This is a genomic window from Streptomyces sp. NPDC048338 (assembly GCF_043201055.1).
Taxonomy (GTDB): Bacteria; Actinomycetota; Actinomycetes; order Streptomycetales; family Streptomycetaceae; genus Streptomyces.
Genome location: NZ_JBICYQ010000001.1, coordinates 607,314 through 623,440 on the forward strand (window position 1 = coordinate 607,314; position 16,127 = coordinate 623,440).

Here is a 16,127-nt window from a genome sequence, read left to right on the forward strand (position 1 = left end):
CGGGACCGGCCGGCCGGTCGCGCCCGGGCGCCGCGCCGCGGTCCGCCGCCGTGCTCGTCGTCGCCTTGCTCGCGGCGGTCTTCGCGGCGCTGGCCGGCGCCGCACCCGCGCAGGCCGCGGGCTACCGGTACTGGTCGTTCTGGGAGAGCGACGGCGGCGGCACCTGGGCGTACGCCACGCAGGGCCCGGCGACCCTCCGGCCCGCGGACGGCGACGTGAACGGCTTCCGCTTCGCGGTCAGCAAGGACTCGAACGACGCGGCGCGTCCCTCGGTCGCCCCCGACTTCACGGCGGTGTGCGCCGACACGAAGGCGAAGGCCGGCACCAAGCGCGTCGCGGTCGTGGTCGACTTCGGCGTTCCGGCGGACGCGCCGCAGGGCGAGAAGCCGCCGGCCCCCGCGCTGAGGACCGGCTGCGCACAGGTGCGCGAGGACGCGACGAGCGCGGAGGCGCTGGCGGCGGTCGCCAAGCCGCTGCGCTACGACAGCGCCGCGCTGCTGTGCGGGATCGCGGGCTACCCGGCGCGGGGCTGCGGCGAGCAGGTGGCGGACACGGCGCCGTCCGGCGCGACCGCCACCGAGACGCCGGGCGGCGCTCGGCCGACGTCCTCGGACGGCACGCGGGAGAGCGCCGGGAAGGACGACGGCGCCGGCCCGTCCGTCGGGATCGTCGCGGGCGGAGCGGCCGTGCTCCTGCTCGGTGGCGCGGCCGTCCGGCAGGCCCGCCGCCGGCGATGACACCGCTGCACGCCCCGGAGGCGAACCGCTCCAACGCCCTGCACGCCGGCGCCTGGTGGCTGTGGGCGCTCGGCCTGGCGGTGGCCGCCTCCCGCACCACCAACCCGCTGGTCCTCGGTCTGATCGTCGGGGTCGCCGGCTATGTCGTGGCGGCCCGCCGTACCGACGCGCCCTGGGCGCGCTCGTACGGGGCGTTCGTGAAGCTGGGCCTGTTCGTGGTGTTCCTGCGGGTGGTGTTCTCGGTCGTCCTGGGTTCGCCGATCCCGGGTTCGCACGTGCTGTTCACGCTGCCCGAGGTGCCGTTGCCGGAGTGGGCGCAGGGGGTGCGGATCGGGGGCCGGGTGACCGCCGAGCAGGTGGTGTTCGCGCTGTACGACGGCCTGAAGCTGGCGACCCTGCTGATCTGTGTGGGCGCGGCGAACGCGCTGGCCAATCCGGCGCGGCTGCTCAAGTCGCTGCCGGGTGCGCTCTACGAGGCCGGGGTGGCCGTGGTGGTGGCCATGACCTTCGCGCCGAATATGGTCGCGGACGTGATGCGGCTGAGGACGGCCCGGCGGCTGCGGGGGCGGTCGACGGGCGGGGTGCGGGCGGTTCTCCAGATCGGGCTGCCCATCCTGGAGGGCGCCCTGGAGCGGTCGGTCGCGGTGGCGGCGTCGATGGACGCGCGCGGGTACGGGCGTACGGCGCAGGTCCCGGTGGCCGTGCGGCGGACGACGAACGTGCTGACGCTGGGCGGGCTGCTCGGGATGTGCGCGGGTTCGTACGGTCTGCTGGCCGCGGAGGGCGCCTCGTACGGGCTGCCGCTCGTCGTCGCCGGACTCGTCGCGGCCATGGCCGGGCTGCGGCTCGGCGGCCGGCGGGCGGTCCGGACCCGGTACCGGCCGGACCGGTGGGGGGTCAGGGCGTGGCTCGTGGCCGGTTCGGGTGTCGCGGTGGCGGTGCTGATGATCCGGGCGAACGCGTACGCGTACGGGGCGCTGCATCCGGGGGTCGTGCCGCTGGTGGCGCCGGAGCTGCCGGTGTGGCCCGCCGTCTCGGTCCTGGTGGGCCTGGTGCCCGCGTTCGTCGCTCCGGTGCCCGCTGCCAAGGAGGTCTCCTCGTGATCCGCTTCGAGAACGTCTCGGTGACGTATGCCGAGAGGGGTGCGCCGACGCTGCGGAATCTGGACCTGACGGCCCCCGAGGGCGAACTGGTGCTGCTCGTCGGCCCGTCGGGGGTCGGCAAGTCGACGTTGCTCGGCGCGGTGTCGGGGCTCGTCCCGCACTTCACGGGCGGGACGCTGACGGGCCGGGTGACGGTCGCGGGGCGGGACACCCGGACGCACAAGCCGCGCGAACTCGCGGACGTGGTCGGGACGGTGGGCCAGGATCCGCAGGCGCACTTCGTGACGGACACGGTCGAGGACGAGCTGGCGTACGGGATGGAGTCGCTGGGCCTGGCGCCGGCGGTGATGCGGCGCCGGGTGGAGGAGACGCTGGACCTGCTGGGGCTGGCGGAGCTGCGCGACCGGCCGATCGCCACCCTGTCCGGGGGGCAGCAGCAGCGGGTCGCGATCGGTTCGGTGCTGACCCCGCATCCGCGGGTGCTGGTCCTGGACGAGCCGACGTCGGCGCTGGACCCGGCGGCGGCGGAGGACGTGCTCGCGGTGCTCCAGAGGCTGGTCCACGATCTGGGGACGACGGTTCTGATGGCGGAGCACCGTCTTGAGCGTGTGGTGCAGTACGCGGACCGGGTGCTGCTGCTGCCCGAGGGTGTGATGGGTCCGCCGGCCGAGGTCATGGCGGTGTCCCCGGTGTGTCCGCCGGTGGTGGAGCTGGGTCGGCTCGCGGGCTGGAGTCCGCTGCCGCTGACGGTCCGCGACGCACGTCGTGAGGCGGCCGGGTTGCGGGAGCGGCTCGGGGACGTGTCCCCGGCGAGCCCTCTCCCGGCCGTGCCGCCGCTGCGGGACGCCGGCGACGCCGGCCCGGCTTCCGAGGCGTCCGGCTCCGGGCGGCGCGGGCGGTTCTCGCCGTTCCGGCGGCGTCGGAGCGGCGAGAGCGTGGACGCGTCGGGGCGGGCCGGGGCACCGGGCCTGGTCGACGTCCGAGGGCTCGGGGTGCGGCGGGGCCGGGTCGAGGCGCTCCGGCGGGTCGACCTGCGGGTCGCGCCGGGTGAGACGGTCGCGCTGATGGGGCGCAACGGCGCCGGGAAGTCGACGCTGCTGGGCTCGCTCGTGGGGATGGTCGAGCCGACGTCCGGCAGTGTGCTGGTGGGCGGCCGGGCCCCGCACCGTACGGATCCCCGCGAGCTGATCCGGCGGGTGGGCCTCGTGCCGCAGGAGCCGCGGGACCTGCTGTACGCGGACACGGTCGCCGCCGAGTGCGCGGCGGCCGACGCGGACGCGGGCGCCGCGCCCGGCAGCTGCCGCGCCCTCGTGTCGGAGCTGCTGCCGGGGGTGTCGGACGGGACTCATCCCCGGGACCTGTCGGAGGGCCAGCGCCTCGCGCTCGCCCTGGCCGTCGTCCTCACCGGGCGTCCGCCGCTGCTGCTGCTCGACGAGCCGACCCGGGGTCTGGACTACGCGGCCAAGGGCCGGCTCGTCGCACATCTGCGCGCGCTGGCCGCCGAGGGGCACGCGATCGTGCTCGCCACGCACGACGTGGAGCTCGCGGCGGAGCTGGCGCACCGCGTGGTGATCCTGGCCTCCGGCGAGGTGGTGGCGGACGGCCCGACCGCCGACGTGGTGGTCTCCTCCCCCGCCTTCTCCCCTCAGGTCGCCAAGATCCTCGCCCCGCAGCCCTGGCTCACGGTCGAGCAGGTACGGGAGGCGCTGTGACCGCGGGGGCCCGTCCGATCCGGCTCGGACCGCGTTCCGTCGCCGCTCTCCTGCTCGTCTCCGTGATCGGGCTGATCGCCATCGGGTGGCCGCTGCTCGCGGACGGTGACGCCGCGGTCACCACTCATGCCGCGGACGCGCCGTGGCTGTTCGCGGCGCTGCTGCCGCTGCTGATCGGCGTGGTGGTCGCGACGATCGCCGACTGCGGCATGGACGCGAAGGCGGTCGCGATGCTGGGCGTGCTGGCGGCGGTGGGGGCCGCGCTGCGGCCGCTGGGCGCCGGGACGGCCGGGATCGAGCCGATGTTCTTCCTGATGGTGCTGAGCGGCCGGGTTCTGGGGCCGGGCTTCGGTTTCGTCCTCGGCTCGGTGACGATGTTCGCGTCCGCCCTGCTCACCGGCGGGGTGGGGCCGTGGATGCCGGTGCAGATGCTGGCGATGGGCTGGTTCACCATGGGGGCCGGTCTGCTGCCGGGGCCGGAGCGGCTGCGGGGCCGGGGCGAGCTGCTGATGCTGGCGGCCTACGGCTTCGTCGCGGCGTTCGCGTACGGCACCGTCACCAATCTGTACGGCTGGGTGACGGTCGGTGGCCTCGCGCACGGGGTCTCGTTCCAGCCGGGGCAGCCGGTGGACGAGAACCTGGTGCGGTTCCTGGCCTACGTGCTGGCGACCTCGCTCGGCTGGGACCTGGGCCGCGCCGTGCTGACCGTCGTCCTCACGCTCACCGTCGGCGGCACGCTCCTGCGGGCGCTGCGACGGGCGACGCGGCGGGCCAACTTCGAGGCCCAGGTCACATTCGAGCCCTCGGAAGGGTCCCTTCGCGGTGAGGCGCCCCACACGACCAAAGTCCCCTACGGCCCGGAGTAGTAGCGGGTCACCACCCCTCCAAATCCCCCCATAACCGTCTCTGGGCTGCGAAAACGCCATGCGTCCGGCACCGGGGCCTTCCGCGGTGGTGCGATCGGCACTAGTACCAGGGGTCGTTGCGTCGCCCTTCCGGCCCTGCTTCTCTGGTGGACGTCGCCGGGCAGCAAGCGTTCGCCGCTGCTCCCCCGGACAGGCCGACTCCCTCCGGTTCCCGGATTCCCCGGGCTCTGGTTCCGGCTTGCCCGAATCGCCCGGCGCAGACATGTCCCCGACGTAAGGTGTCTCCCTTGATCCGCTCCATCGCCACTCGTGTCTCCGACCGCAAGAAGACCGTCGCCGCCTCCGCAGCCGTGCTGCTGGCCGCCTCGGGTGCGGTACTGGGAACGACCGCTTCGGCCTCGGCCGCCAGCCCGCAGGAGATCGCCAAGAAGATCGTCCCCGCCGGCCAGTACCAGGCCTTCAGCAAGATCGTCGAGCACGAGTCCGGGTGGAACTTCACGGCCACCAACTCCTCCAGCGGCGCCTACGGCCTGGTCCAGGCCCTGCCGGCCTCGAAGATGGCCTCGGCCGGTTCCGACTGGAAGACGAACCCCGCCACGCAGATCAAGTGGGGTCTGAACTACATGAACGAGCGCTACGGCAGCCCGAACGCCGCCTGGTCGTTCTGGCAGGCCAACGGCTGGTACTAAGAGCGCCTCGTACCGCCACCGGCAGCCGCGCACGCATACGCAAGGCCCCGCCCTCCGCTCGGAGGGGCGGGGCCTGCCGCGTTCTCCGGGTCTTTCACGGCGCCGTTCCCGCCGCCCCGGGGTCCCGGACACCCCTGCGGGGTCAGAGCCGCTGGATGATGGTGCCGGTCGCCAGCGCGCCGCCCGCGCACATCGTGATCAGGGCGAACTCCTTGTCCGTGCGTTCCAGCTCGTGCAGCGCGGTGGTGATGAGGCGCGCCCCGGTCGCCCCCACCGGGTGGCCGAGGGCGATGGCGCCGCCGTTGACGTTGACCTTCTCCAGGTCCTGGTCGAAGACCTGCGCCCAGCTGAGCACCACCGACGCGAAGGCCTCGTTGATCTCGACGAGGTCGATGTCCCGGAGCGACATCCCCGCCTTGCCGAGGACCGCCCGGGTCGCGTCGACGGGGCCGTCGAGGTGGAAGTGCGGGTCGGAGCCGACCAGGGCCTGGGCCACGATCCGGGCGCGGGGGCGGAGCTTGAGCGCGCGGGCCATCCGCTTGGACGCCCACATCAGCGCGCAGGCGCCGTCGGAGATCTGGGAGGAGTTCCCGGCGGTGTGGACGGCGGTGGGCATGACCGGCTTGAGCCGGGCGAGCGCCTCCATGCTGGTGTCGCGCAACCCCTCGTCGCGGTCGACGAGCCGCCACATGCCCTGCCCGGCGGCCTGCTCCTCCTCGGTGGTGGGGACCTGGACGGCGAAGGTCTCCCGCTTGAAGCGCTCCTCGGCCCAGGCGTCGGCGGCCCGCTCCTGGGACAGCAGCCCGAGCGAGTCGACCCGTTCGCGACCGAGACCGCGGCGGCGGGCGATCCGCTCGGCCGCCTCGAACTGGTTGGGCAGGTCGACGTTCCACTCGTCCGGCCAGGGCTTCCCGGGCCCGTGCTTGGAGCCGGAGCCGAGCGGCACCCGCGACATGGCCTCCACACCGCAGCTGATGCCGACGTCGATGACACCGGAGGCGATCATGTTGGCGACCATGTGGCCGGCCTGCTGCGAGGATCCGCACTGGCAGTCGACGGTGGTCGCGGCGGTCTCGTAGGGCAGGCCCATGGCGAGCCAGGCGTTGCGCGCCGGGTTCATGGACTGCTCGCCGGCGTGGGTGACGGTGCCGCCGACGATCTGCTCGACGCAGTCGGCGTGGATGCCGGTGCGCCCGAGGAGTTCACGGTAGGTCTCGCCCAGCAGGTAGGCGGGGTGCAGGTTGGCGAGCGCGCCTCCGCGCTTGCCGATGGGGGTGCGTACGGCTTCGACGATGACGGGTTCCGCGGCCATGAGCTCGTCCTCTCCTCGCCCAGGCGGGGTGTCCCGGCACCCCGCCGCAGGGAACTAGTACGCGTTCTAGTTCTGAGTGCAGTCTTATGACTGCTACCGCGGGTACGCAAGAGTTGTGCACACACCTGCGTGCACCGCCTCCCGGCAACACTTCCCGCCACGGGCCTTGCCACTTGTAGAACTCGTTACTACCTTTCGGGCAACTTCTGATGGGCCGTCAGACAATGGAGCGTGTTGCCGATGCCCTGCCCTCACCTCCCCGAAGGGTTCGACGCCACCGACCCCGACCTGCTCCACAGCCGCATCCCCTTCCCGGAGTTCGCGCAGCTCCGGGAGACGGCGCCCGTCTGGTGGTGCCCCCAGCCGCGCGGCGTCACGGGCTTCGACGACGAGGGCTACTGGGCCGTGACGCGGCACGCGGACGTCAAGTACGTCTCCACCCACCCAGAGCTGTTCTCCTCCGCGGAGAACACGGCCGTCATCCGCTTCAACGAGCACATCACCCGGGACCAGATCGAGGTCCAGAAGCTGATCATGCTCAACATGGACCCGCCGGAGCACACCCGGGTCCGCCAGATCGTCCAGCGCGGTTTCACACCCCGTGCCATCCGGAGTCTGGAGACGGCCCTGCGCGCACGCGCCCGCGCGATCGCCGAGGAGGCGAGGCGGAGCGCCGGCCCCGACGGCTCCTTCGACTTCGTCACCCGGGTCGCCGTCGAACTGCCGCTCCAGGCCATCGCCGAACTCATCGGCGTCCCGCAGGAGGACCGCGCCCGGATCTTCGACTGGTCGAACAAGATGGTGGCGTACGACGACCCCGAGTACGCCATCACCGAGGAGATCGGCGCCGAGTCCGCCATGGAGCTCATCGGCTACTCCATGAACCTGGCCGCGGCCCGCAAGGAGTGTCCGGCCAAGGACATCGTGACCCAGCTCGTCGCCGCCGAGGGTCAGGGCAACCTCTCCTCCGACGAGTTCGGCTTCTTCGTCCTGCTGCTCGCGGTGGCCGGCAACGAGACCACCCGCAACGCCATCAGCCACGGCATGCACGCCTTCCTCACCCACCCCGAGCAGTGGGAGCTCTTCAAGCGGGAGCGCCCGGCGACGGCCGCCGAGGAGATCGTCCGCTGGGCCACGCCGGTGGTCTCCTTCCAGCGCACGGCCACCCAGGACACCGAGCTGGGCGGCCAGAAGATCCGCCAGGGCGACCGGATCGGGCTCTTCTACTCCTCCGCCAACAACGACCCCGAGGTCTTCGAGAACCCCGAGACCTTCGACATCACCCGCGACCCCAATCCGCACCTGGGCTTCGGCGGTGGCGGTCCGCACTTCTGCCTGGGCAAGTCCCTCGCCATCAACGAGATCGAGCTGATCTTCAACGCGCTCGCGGACGTCCTGCCCGACCTCGTGCCGGCCGGCGAACCCCGTCGGCTGCGGGCCGCCTGGCTGAACGGGATCAAGGAGCTGCGGGTCCGGATCGCCGACTAAGGGCTGTCCGGGCGATCTTCGAGGATCGCCCGGACAGGGTCCGAGCAGGGAGGCGGGGGCTCCCCCCGACGCCTGATGTCCCCGCCTCCCGCCGGGCCGGGGCGCGGGCGTCGGTGCCGGGGCGCGGGGCCGATGGCGGCCTGTGGGCCGCGGGTGCGGCGGCCCCGGAACCGGAACCGGATCTTGGTGCGCCGCGTCTGAACCCGCATGCGGGGGAATCACAGAATTCTGACCATGCTGCTCGCGCTGCTCGCGCTCCAGCTCGGCTCACTCGTCGCACCGGCGTACGCCTGTGGCTGCGGCGCCATGATCCCGGACCGGACCCAGCGCATCGGCGTCGACCGGGAGACCTCGGCCGTGCGCTGGGACGGCCGCACGGAACAGATCGTCATGCGCTTCACCGTGCGCGGGACCGCGGAGCGGGCCGCCTGGATCATGCCGGTGCCCGGCCGGGCGGACGTGACGCTCGGCGACGGGGCCCTCTTCGACGTGCTCGACCGGATCACCCGGCCCGAGCACCGCGAACGGCACTACTTCTGGCCGCGCGGCGACGACTGGCCCTTCGCCGGCGGCGACACGGACGGTGCGGCGGCCGCCCCGCCCGGCGCCGGAGCGGACGTCGGCGTCGTCGGCCGCGAACGCCTCGGCCCCTTCGACGTGGCACGGCTGACCGCCACCGATCCGAAGGCACTCAGCGGCTGGCTGAAGGAGAACGGCTTCGAGCTCTCCGACCGGCTCGCCACCGAACTGGAGCCGTACGTCGAGCGGAAGTGGGAGTACGTCGCCGTCCGCCTCGCGCCGCAGGAGCGCGGCACGGCCCTGCACGGTGAACTCGACCCGCTGCGGATCTCCTTCGCCAGCGACCGGCTCGTCTACCCGATGCGGCTCTCCCGGCTGGCGCAGAGCCCGCAGTCGCTCGGCCTGTACGTCCTCGCGGACCACCGCATGGAGCCGCGCACGGACATCGGCGGCGGCCCGCCCGAGGTCAGGTTCGCCGGAGCCGTCGAACCGGAAGGCCCCGTCGCGGACCTCGCCGGGCCGGGGAAGGTGTATCTGACCGCCCTGGAACAGGAGTTCCCGGTTCCGTCCCTGATCGACGGCGACCACGAGCTGCGGGCCGCGCCCTCCGACGCGCCGTACCGGGAGGTCGTCTACGAGGACCGGCTGCTGACCGTCGCCGGCGGGGTGCCGGTGTGGCTGCTGACCGTGTCGGGCGTCCTGGTGGCGGCGGTCGGTTCCGTCGTGGCGATCCGGGTGCGACGCGGGGGCGCCGGGGTACGTTCGGCCGTATGACACAAGAGCGATGGACCGCCGTGGACCGCTACTTCACCGATCTGCTCGCACCCGCCGACGACGCCCTCGCCGCCGCGCTGGCCGACTCCACGGCGGCCGGGCTCCCGGAGATCGCCGTCGCCCCGAACCAGGGCAAGCTGCTCCATCTGCTGGCCCGGGTGCACGGCGCGCGGTCGGTCCTGGAGATCGGCACGCTGGGCGGGTACAGCACGATCTGGCTGGCCCGCGCGCTGCCCGCCGACGGCCGGCTGATCAGCCTCGAGTACGACCCGGCGCACGCCGACGTGGCCCGCGCCAACATCGCCCGGGCCGGACTCGACAAGATCGTCGAGGTCCGCACGGGGGCGGCGCTGGACACCCTCCCCCTGCTGGAGGCCGAGGGCGCGGGCCCGTTCGACCTGGTCTTCGTCGACGCCGACAAGGTGAACAACCCGCACTACGTGTCCTGGGCGCTCAGGCTCTCCCGCCCCGGCACGGTGATCATCGTCGACAACGTGGTGCGCGGCGGCCGGGTCGTCGAGGCCGACCCGGACGACCCGGCCGTCACCGGCACCCGCGAGATGCTCGAACTCGTCTCGCGCGAGCCTCGGTTGGACGCGACGGCCCTCCAGACGGTGGGGTCGAAGGGGTACGACGGCTTGCTGCTGGCGCGCGTCGTCGGCTGACCGGTGCGGGGCCGGGTCGACGCGGCTACCTCCACTCGTGGATCCGGCCCGAGACCTTCCCGCTCTCCTCGGTGTCGAACTCGAACAGGGCCGCGACGCCGACGAGCCGGGCGAAGGAGGAGGCGGCGGTCTCGTAGAAGAGCGCGCCCCGCCAGTCGACCCCGCCGGAGTCGTTGAAACGCCCCACACCCGAGCCGTGCCAGGTGATGGTCTCCCCGTCCTGGGTCATGGTGACGCCCTGGCCCTCGCCGAAGAGAGTGCCGTCGGGCCGTACGAGGGACTCGTAGGTCCCCATGTCCTTGACCGGTGCGCCCAGAAGCGTTCCGGTCGCCTGGAACGAGGCCTCCACGACGGGGTGGCCCCCGTCGGTGGACAGGACTCGCATCCCCGTGGTCTCTCCCTGGATCTCGCCGAGCAGTTCGCCGAGCATGACGGGACTCCTCTCCGTTGCCTCCGGGAGTGGATCGATCCCCGTGTTCCGGACTACGCCTGATGCCCGGCGCCGTCAAGCGGGACCCGCTCAGCCCGTGGGTGCGCCGGTCCGCCAGCCCGCGAAGAGGGGAACGGTGCCCGATCCGTCGAGGACGACGACGCCGAAGGGCCGGTCGAAGGCGATCTCCTCGATGACCTGCGGGCGGGGCCGGGCGGCGCTCCGGGTCATCACGGCGGCGGTGACGGCGGCCGCCTCCACCCCGTCCTCGGCGACTTCGACCAACGCCTCCTGGACGACGTCGGCGAGGAACAGCGCCTGCGGGGAGAGCCCGGAGAAGTCGGCTCCCGGGCGCAGGGACCGGGTGACGCCGAGCGCCGGGAGCTGCCCGTGCACCTCCGTCCTCGTCCGCAGCGAGAACCGGGGCAGCGCGAGGTCGACGCCGTCCGCCTCCACCGCCCGCCGTCCGCCCGCCGCCCAGGCAGCGGGCAGGGTCCCGGCCGGCCCCTCGCCCTCGGCACCGAGCACGAACCGCACCCGCGCCGCCGTCCCTTCGGGGCCCGCGCACGGCAGCTCGACGACGGTGGTCGCGCCGACCCGCCAGGCCCAGGACACCGGGATCCGCCGGTGCATGGTCGGTACGTCGACGGTGGCGCCGCGCCGGTCGGTGAACGGCGCGGGCCGGGTGTCCTCGGTGCGGAAACGGGTCGACCATGTGGCCTTCAGCGCAAGGGCGTTGACCAGCACCAGGTCCTCGGTGCCGTCGAGTCCGACGGGCAGCCGGTCGATCCGGCCGTCGGTGGACTTCCGCACCCAGGTGTCGAGTTCCTCCTGCGCGCGGTCGCCCAGCGGGCCGAAGCCGACGTCGGGGAGCCCCTGCCGGAAGGACGTCAGCACGGGCACCCTGCTCCACACGCCGGTCGCCACCGAGAGCGCGCCGGTCCCGCCGAGCCGCCGCCCCACGACCGTCATCGCGTCGGCCGCCGCGTCCCCCTCGACGCCGAGGAGTCCCCGCAGCTCCGTGGCGGTCGCCCCCCGGGCCCCCGAGGCGACGGCGGCCAGCGCAAGCCACAGTCCGGCCGGGGAGCAGACGAAGTCGCCGTCGCCGAGGTGGGGCAGCCAGCGCTCGGCCAGCGTCCGAATCGCACCCGTATGCGTCGCCGGATCGATGACGGTCATATCCTGCCCTTCATGAGCATCGTGAAGATCAACGTACTGAGTGTCCCGGCGGAGCAGCGCGAGGTGCTGGAGCGGCGCTTCGCCTCCCGGGCCGGGGCCGTGGAGGGCTCCGACGGCTTCGAGTGGTTCGAGCTGCTGCGCCCGGTGGAGGGCACGGACCAGTACCTGGTGTACACCCGCTGGCGCAGCGAGGAGGACTTCCAGAACTGGATGAACGGTTCCATGAAGGCCGCCCACCAGGGCACCGCGGGCGGCGAGGGCGGTGGCGAGCGGCCGAAGCCGGCCGCGACGGGATCCACCCTGTGGTCCTTCGAGGTCGTCCAGCAGGCGGCCCCGAAGTAGCCGGAAGCAGAGCCCGGTCGGGCCTGGCATGGTCGGGCCTGGCCGGGAGCGGAAGTCTCCGCGCGACCCGGGCGCGGGAGGGCCCGTCACATGCAGAGGCGGGCCGGGGGCGTCCCGGGCCACAATGACCCGCATGAGCTGGTCCTTCTCCCCTGAACGCGTCGACACCCCGGACGCCACCGCCCTGCGCCGCGACTACTACGGCGAGGTCGCCGGCCGCTACTGGAAGCGGCCGGCGACCGAGGCCGAGGTCGACGAGGGGCTGACCGGCGACGGGGTCGAGCTGCTGACGGCGCCCACCGGGGCCTTCCTCGTCGGCGCCTTCGCGGGCGCTCCGGCGGCCTGCGGCGGACTGCTGATGCTCGACGCCGAACGCGCCGAGCTGACCCGCGTGTACGTCCGCCCGCCGTTCCGCGGCACGGGCGGCGCCGGCCTGCTGCTCGACGCGCTGGAGACGGCCGCCCGCGACCTCGGCGCGCACAGGATGGTCCTGAACACCCGGCTCGACCTGATCGAGGCGCGCACCCTCTACACCCGCCACGGGTACGAGGAGATCCCCGCCTACTGCGAGGGCCCGTACATGGACATCTGGTACGGCAAGAAGCTCTGAACGCCCGGGCCATGACGAGGCCCGCGCCCCCACAGTCCGTCCGGGACAGCCCTCAGGCGTGGTGGTCGCGGGGCGGTTCGGGTGCGGGGGGCCGTTCGGCGTCCGAACCGCACAGCTCGGACGTCAGTTCCTCCACCAGCGCCACGAGGTCCGTGGGCCGTTCGGGCCCCCACCAGTCGCCGAGCAGTTCGGCGAGCGAGTCCTCGCGTGCCTTCGCCAGCCGGGTCGCGGCCTGGAGCCCCTCCTCCGTCAGGACGAGTTGCACGCCTTCGCGCTGCACCAGCCGGCGTTCCTCCACCTGGCGGGAGGCGTCCGTGATTGCCCGCAGCGGTACGGGCGTGGCCTCGGCGAGCCGGGCCGGTTCGACGGTGCCGTGGCGGCGGATCCGCAGCAGCAGCCAGCTCGCCGCGGGCAGCAGGTCGAAGCCGGCGCGTTCGGTGATCTTCTCGTAGATCTCCTTGCGGCCCTCCCGTGAACCGAGCACGGACAGGGCGCGGGCGCACTCGTCGTGCGAGGAGCGCTCCACCGGGTTCGAGGCCAGGGTCTGACTCGTGTCGGGGGCCGTCACCGAGCCGCGCAGCTTGTCCTCCTTGAGGAACCAGGCGGTGACGAAGGCGACGAGGACGACGGGTGCCGCGTACAGGAAGACGTCGGTGATGGCGGTCGAGTACGCGTGCAGGACCGAGGGCTGGAGGTCCGCCGGCAGGGCGGAGATGGCGCGCGGGTCGGCGGCGATCCGGTCGGGCCCGGTGCCCGGGGGGAGCGTCTGTCCGGCGAGCGCGGCGTCCAGTTCGGCGTTGAGCCGGCTGGTGAAGATCGTGCCGAAGACGGCGACGCCGAAGGACGCCCCGATGGAGCGGAAGAAGGTCGCGCCCGAGGTGGCGACGCCGAGGTCCTCGTACGACACCGCGTTCTGCACGACGAGGACGAGCACCTGCATGACCAGGCCGAGTCCGGCGCCGAAGACGAAGAAGTAGACGCTCATCTCCCAGGTGGAGCTGGTCTCCGTCAGCCGGTGGAGCAGCAGCAGCCCGAGCGCCGTGATGCCGGTGCCGGCGATGGGGAAGACCTTCCACCGGCCCGTGCGGGAGACGATCTGGCCGGACGCGGTCGAGGTGATGAGCAGGCCGAGGACCATGGGCAGCATGTGGACGCCGGACATGGTCGGGGTGACGCCCTGGACGACCTGGAGGAAGGTCGGCAGGAAGGTCATCGCGCCGAACATCGCGAAGCCGACGACGAAGCTGATGACCGAGACGAGGGTGAAGGTCCGGATCCGGAACAGCTTGAGGGGCAGGACGGGTTCGGCGGCCCGCTGTTCGACGCGGACGAAGGCGACCAGGAGGACGGCGCCGAGCACGGCGAGGCCGATGATCTGCGCGGAGTCCCAGGCCCAGGTGGTGCCGCCGAGGGAGGCGACGAGGACCAGGCAGGTGGCGACCGAGGCGATGAGGAAGGTGCCGAGGTAGTCGATGGTGTGGCGGGTGCCGCGGACCGGGATGTGCAGCACCGCGGCGATCACGAACAGGGCGACGATGCCGATGGGCAGGTTGATGTAGAAGACCCAGCGCCAGGAGAGGTGCTGGGTGAAGAGCCCGCCGAGGAGCGGGCCGAGGACGCTGGTGGCGCCGAAGACGGCGCCGAACAGCCCTTGGTACCGGCCGCGTTCGCGGGGCGGCACGAGGTCCCCGACGATCGCCATCGACAGCACCATGAGTCCGCCGCCGCCGAGGCCCTGGACCGCGCGGAAGGCGATGAGCTGCGGCATGTTCTGGGCGATGCCGCAGAGCGCCGAGCCGATCAGGAAGATGACGATGGCGGCCTGGAAGAGCTTCTTGCGGCCGTACTGGTCACCGAGCTTGCCCCACAGCGGCGTCGCGGCGGTCGCCGCGAGCATGTACGCGGTGACGACCCAGGAGAGGTGTTCGAGGCCGCCGAGTTCGCTGACGATGGTCGGCAGCGCGGTGGAGACGATGGTCTGGTCGAGGGCGGCGAGCAGCATGCCGAGGAGCAGTGCGCCGATGGCGACGACGACCCCCCGCCGGCTGCTTCCCGCCCCCGGCGCGGGGCCGCCGCCGATGTCCGGCGGGCGTACTTCCTGGGCCATGGGCGTCTCCGGAGGGTGTCCTCGGGGTCGTAACCCCTCCATCCTGATCCGAATGTCCGGTTATGGCCTGCGGGAGGGGGCTGCCGCCCCTTCCCCGTCCAGGAACGGCCTGCATAATCGCTCGCAAGTTGGTATGGGGAGGGGATCCACGGTGAGCGGACAAGCATGTCCTGAATGCGGTGTACACAGACCTGGCTGCGCCTGCGCCCGGGAGCGGATAGCGGCGGCGGAGGACTTCGATCCGCTGCGCATCCGGCCGTACGTGACGCTGGAGGCGCCGGAGGGGGTGTACGGGCAAGGGGAGGGCCCGGGACACCCGTCGGCGGGTCCCCCGCAGCCGGCGGCGGAGCAGGGGCTTCCGCCGGCTCCGCCCGCGGCCGGTCCGGCCTACGGCGCCCCGGAGTCGCACGGGGAGCTGTCCCCGTACGTGCCGGGAGCGGTGGGACCGGGACCGCTGCCGCCGGAGGCCTCGCACGGGCTTCCGCCGCTGACGGAACCGGGTGCCGGCGGTGGCCACGGGCGGCCGCTGCCGCCGACGGCCACGGGGCCCGGGACGACCGGCGACCCGTCGGAGACGATGCCGCTGCTGCTGCCCGGACTCGGCGGGCAGGGCGGCGGGCCTGCGGCATCCGTGGGGCACGGCGGGAACGAGAGCGCGAGCTTCGCGCCGGGCACGGAGCACGGCGTCGCCGCGGGCGCCGTCGCCGGATCCGCACCCGGTGCCGCGCAGGACCTCGCCGGCGGCCCGGCGCCGCACCTCGCGGCCGGGGCCGCGCCGTACCCGGCGCCCGGTGCCGGGCCCGGTGCCCCCGGGCCGGAGTTCGACGACCACGGGGCCGCGTACGACACCGAAGCGGACTTCGAGATGGGGTACGGGCCCGAGCGGCCCGCCACCCGTCGGCGCGGCGCGGTCGTCGCGCTCGCGGCGGCCGTGGCGGTGGCCGTCGTCGGTACCGCCGCCTTCGCGTCGGGCATCTTCGACGGAGGCGAGTCGAGCGAGGACCGGGCGGCCGTCCCCACGGTGACGTCGAGCGCGTCCGAGAACGTCGCCGTCTCCGAGTCGCCGACGGCCTCGCCGTCCGCCTCCGAATCCGCGTCGCCGTCCGCTTCGGCCTCCGCCTCGCGGTCCGCGCGAGCGACGGCCACCGCCTCCGCGACCCGGACCACGGCGGCCGCCACGTCCGGTGCCACCGCGTCGTCCGCGGCACCCCCGAGCAACTCGGTGGCGCCCCCGACCCCGTCGCAGGACGCGCTCGGCCCGACGCTGCGGTACGGCGACTCGGGGCCCGAGGTCCGGGAGCTCCAGGACCGGCTGCGGCAGCTCTGGCTGTACAGCGGCCCGTCGGACGGCGAGTACGGCAGGAAGGTCCGCCACGCGGTGGAGGTGTACCAGTCGTACAAGGACATCGACGGGGACGAGGAGGGCGTGTACGGGTCGAACACCCGCCGGGCGCTGGAGGCGGAGACGAGCGGCTGAGGTCCGCGATGCGGACGGATTGGCGGAGCCGCGCCGCTTTTTGTATCGTGAAGGAACAAAGTGGGTCCCGCTCGCATTCCCTGACCGGTGGGCGGGTCCACTTCGTTCTCCTTCCAC

At 73.3% G+C, this 16,127-nt stretch carries 15 protein-coding genes; 11 read left to right on the forward strand and 4 right to left on the reverse strand.

Going from position 1 to position 16,127, the window contains the following annotated elements:
• The first annotated feature begins 50 nt into the window (after window positions 1–50).
• From ACGFZF_RS02770 to ACGFZF_RS02790, 5 genes are all read left to right on the forward strand, one after another.
• Window positions 51–737: an SCO2322 family protein gene (locus ACGFZF_RS02770; protein WP_393550714.1), complete on the forward strand. Its 687-nt coding sequence runs from the start codon at window positions 51–53 to the stop codon at window positions 735–737.
• Complete coding sequence (locus tag ACGFZF_RS02775; protein ID WP_393550715.1) at window positions 734–1,840, forward strand: energy-coupling factor transporter transmembrane protein EcfT; 1,107 nt, start codon at window positions 734–736, stop codon at window positions 1,838–1,840. Before ACGFZF_RS02770 ends, ACGFZF_RS02775 begins: the two co-directional genes overlap by 4 nt.
• Window positions 1,837–3,552: an ABC transporter ATP-binding protein gene (locus ACGFZF_RS02780; protein WP_393550716.1), complete on the forward strand. Its 1,716-nt coding sequence runs from the start codon at window positions 1,837–1,839 to the stop codon at window positions 3,550–3,552. Before ACGFZF_RS02775 ends, ACGFZF_RS02780 begins: the two co-directional genes overlap by 4 nt.
• The gene (locus ACGFZF_RS02785; RefSeq protein WP_393550717.1) at window positions 3,549–4,418 is read left to right on the forward strand and encodes an ECF transporter S component; all 870 of its coding nucleotides are present in this window, start codon (window positions 3,549–3,551) and stop codon (window positions 4,416–4,418) included. Before ACGFZF_RS02780 ends, ACGFZF_RS02785 begins: the two co-directional genes overlap by 4 nt.
• A 287-nt stretch (window positions 4,419–4,705) precedes the next feature.
• Window positions 4,706–5,107, forward strand: coding sequence for a transglycosylase SLT domain-containing protein (locus tag ACGFZF_RS02790; protein WP_147977813.1), 402 nt, complete (start codon window positions 4,706–4,708; stop codon window positions 5,105–5,107).
• Between the two features lie 142 nt (window positions 5,108–5,249).
• Here the strand turns inward: ACGFZF_RS02790 and ACGFZF_RS02795 are convergent, their stop codons facing one another.
• The gene (locus ACGFZF_RS02795; RefSeq protein WP_393550718.1) at window positions 5,250–6,419 is read right to left on the reverse strand and encodes a steroid 3-ketoacyl-CoA thiolase; all 1,170 of its coding nucleotides are present in this window, start codon (window positions 6,417–6,419) and stop codon (window positions 5,250–5,252) included.
• Window positions 6,420–6,659: 240 nt separating this feature from the next.
• On the opposite strand from ACGFZF_RS02795, the gene ACGFZF_RS02800 reads away from it, so the two are divergent.
• The 3 genes from ACGFZF_RS02800 to ACGFZF_RS02810 all read left to right on the forward strand — a co-directional run bounded on the left by ACGFZF_RS02800 (window position 6,660) and on the right by ACGFZF_RS02810 (window position 9,865).
• The gene (locus ACGFZF_RS02800; protein ID WP_393550719.1) at window positions 6,660–7,907 is read left to right on the forward strand and encodes a cytochrome P450; all 1,248 of its coding nucleotides are present in this window, start codon (window positions 6,660–6,662) and stop codon (window positions 7,905–7,907) included.
• 234 nt (window positions 7,908–8,141) lie between these two features.
• Complete coding sequence (locus ACGFZF_RS02805; protein ID WP_393550720.1) at window positions 8,142–9,200, forward strand: DUF2330 domain-containing protein; 1,059 nt, start codon at window positions 8,142–8,144, stop codon at window positions 9,198–9,200.
• Window positions 9,197–9,865: an O-methyltransferase gene (locus ACGFZF_RS02810; protein WP_393550721.1), complete on the forward strand. Its 669-nt coding sequence runs from the start codon at window positions 9,197–9,199 to the stop codon at window positions 9,863–9,865. The genes ACGFZF_RS02805 and ACGFZF_RS02810 overlap by 4 nt, the downstream gene beginning before the upstream one ends.
• A 25-nt stretch (window positions 9,866–9,890) precedes the next feature.
• Here the strand turns inward: ACGFZF_RS02810 and ACGFZF_RS02815 are convergent, their stop codons facing one another.
• Together ACGFZF_RS02815 and ACGFZF_RS02820 are read right to left on the reverse strand one after the other, a co-directional pair.
• On the reverse strand, window positions 9,891–10,295 hold the full coding sequence (locus ACGFZF_RS02815; protein WP_393550722.1) for a hypothetical protein: 405 nt from the start codon (window positions 10,293–10,295) through the stop codon (window positions 9,891–9,893).
• Window positions 10,296–10,385: 90 nt separating this feature from the next.
• Window positions 10,386–11,474: a serpin family protein gene (locus ACGFZF_RS02820; RefSeq protein WP_393550723.1), complete on the reverse strand. Its 1,089-nt coding sequence runs from the start codon at window positions 11,472–11,474 to the stop codon at window positions 10,386–10,388.
• A 12-nt stretch (window positions 11,475–11,486) separates the two neighbouring features.
• On the opposite strand from ACGFZF_RS02820, the gene ACGFZF_RS02825 reads away from it, so the two are divergent.
• Together ACGFZF_RS02825 and ACGFZF_RS02830 are read left to right on the forward strand one after the other, a co-directional pair.
• Window positions 11,487–11,816: an antibiotic biosynthesis monooxygenase family protein gene (locus tag ACGFZF_RS02825; RefSeq protein ID WP_393550724.1), complete on the forward strand. Its 330-nt coding sequence runs from the start codon at window positions 11,487–11,489 to the stop codon at window positions 11,814–11,816.
• Window positions 11,817–11,940: 124 nt separating this feature from the next.
• A complete protein-coding gene (locus ACGFZF_RS02830) occupies window positions 11,941–12,426 on the forward strand; it encodes a GNAT family N-acetyltransferase (protein WP_393550725.1) in 486 nt (161 codons plus the stop codon).
• A gap of 52 nt (window positions 12,427–12,478) precedes the next feature.
• On the opposite strand, the gene ACGFZF_RS02835 is transcribed toward ACGFZF_RS02830, so the two are convergent.
• Complete coding sequence (locus tag ACGFZF_RS02835) at window positions 12,479–14,533, reverse strand: MFS transporter (protein ID WP_393550726.1); 2,055 nt, start codon at window positions 14,531–14,533, stop codon at window positions 12,479–12,481.
• 151 nt (window positions 14,534–14,684) lie between these two features.
• On the opposite strand from ACGFZF_RS02835, the gene ACGFZF_RS02840 reads away from it, so the two are divergent.
• The gene (locus ACGFZF_RS02840; RefSeq protein ID WP_393550727.1) at window positions 14,685–16,010 is read left to right on the forward strand and encodes a peptidoglycan-binding protein; all 1,326 of its coding nucleotides are present in this window, start codon (window positions 14,685–14,687) and stop codon (window positions 16,008–16,010) included.
• The last annotated feature ends 117 nt before the right edge of the window (window positions 16,011–16,127 follow it).

What these genes read in the sequence shown, in the direction of transcription:
- ACGFZF_RS02825 (WP_393550724.1), top strand. Translation starts at nt 11,487, where the DNA reads ATGAGCATCGTGAAGATCAACGTACTGAGTGTCCCGGCGGAGCAGCGC.
- ACGFZF_RS02830 (WP_393550725.1), top strand. Translation starts at nt 11,941, where the DNA reads ATGACCCGCATGAGCTGGTCCTTCTCCCCTGAACGCGTCGACACCCCG.
- ACGFZF_RS02800 (WP_393550719.1), top strand. Translation starts at nt 6,660, where the DNA reads ATGCCCTGCCCTCACCTCCCCGAAGGGTTCGACGCCACCGACCCCGAC.
- ACGFZF_RS02820 (WP_393550723.1), bottom strand. Translation starts at nt 11,474, where the DNA reads ATGACCGTCATCGATCCGGCGACGCATACGGGTGCGATTCGGACGCTG.
- ACGFZF_RS02815 (WP_393550722.1), bottom strand. Translation starts at nt 10,295, where the DNA reads ATGCTCGGCGAACTGCTCGGCGAGATCCAGGGAGAGACCACGGGGATG.
- ACGFZF_RS02795 (WP_393550718.1), bottom strand. Translation starts at nt 6,419, where the DNA reads ATGGCCGCGGAACCCGTCATCGTCGAAGCCGTACGCACCCCCATCGGC.
- ACGFZF_RS02805 (WP_393550720.1), top strand. Translation starts at nt 8,142, where the DNA reads ATGCTGCTCGCGCTGCTCGCGCTCCAGCTCGGCTCACTCGTCGCACCG.
- ACGFZF_RS02835 (WP_393550726.1), bottom strand. Translation starts at nt 14,533, where the DNA reads ATGGCCCAGGAAGTACGCCCGCCGGACATCGGCGGCGGCCCCGCGCCG.
- ACGFZF_RS02775 (WP_393550715.1), top strand. Translation starts at nt 734, where the DNA reads ATGACACCGCTGCACGCCCCGGAGGCGAACCGCTCCAACGCCCTGCAC.
- ACGFZF_RS02810 (WP_393550721.1), top strand. Translation starts at nt 9,197, where the DNA reads ATGACACAAGAGCGATGGACCGCCGTGGACCGCTACTTCACCGATCTG.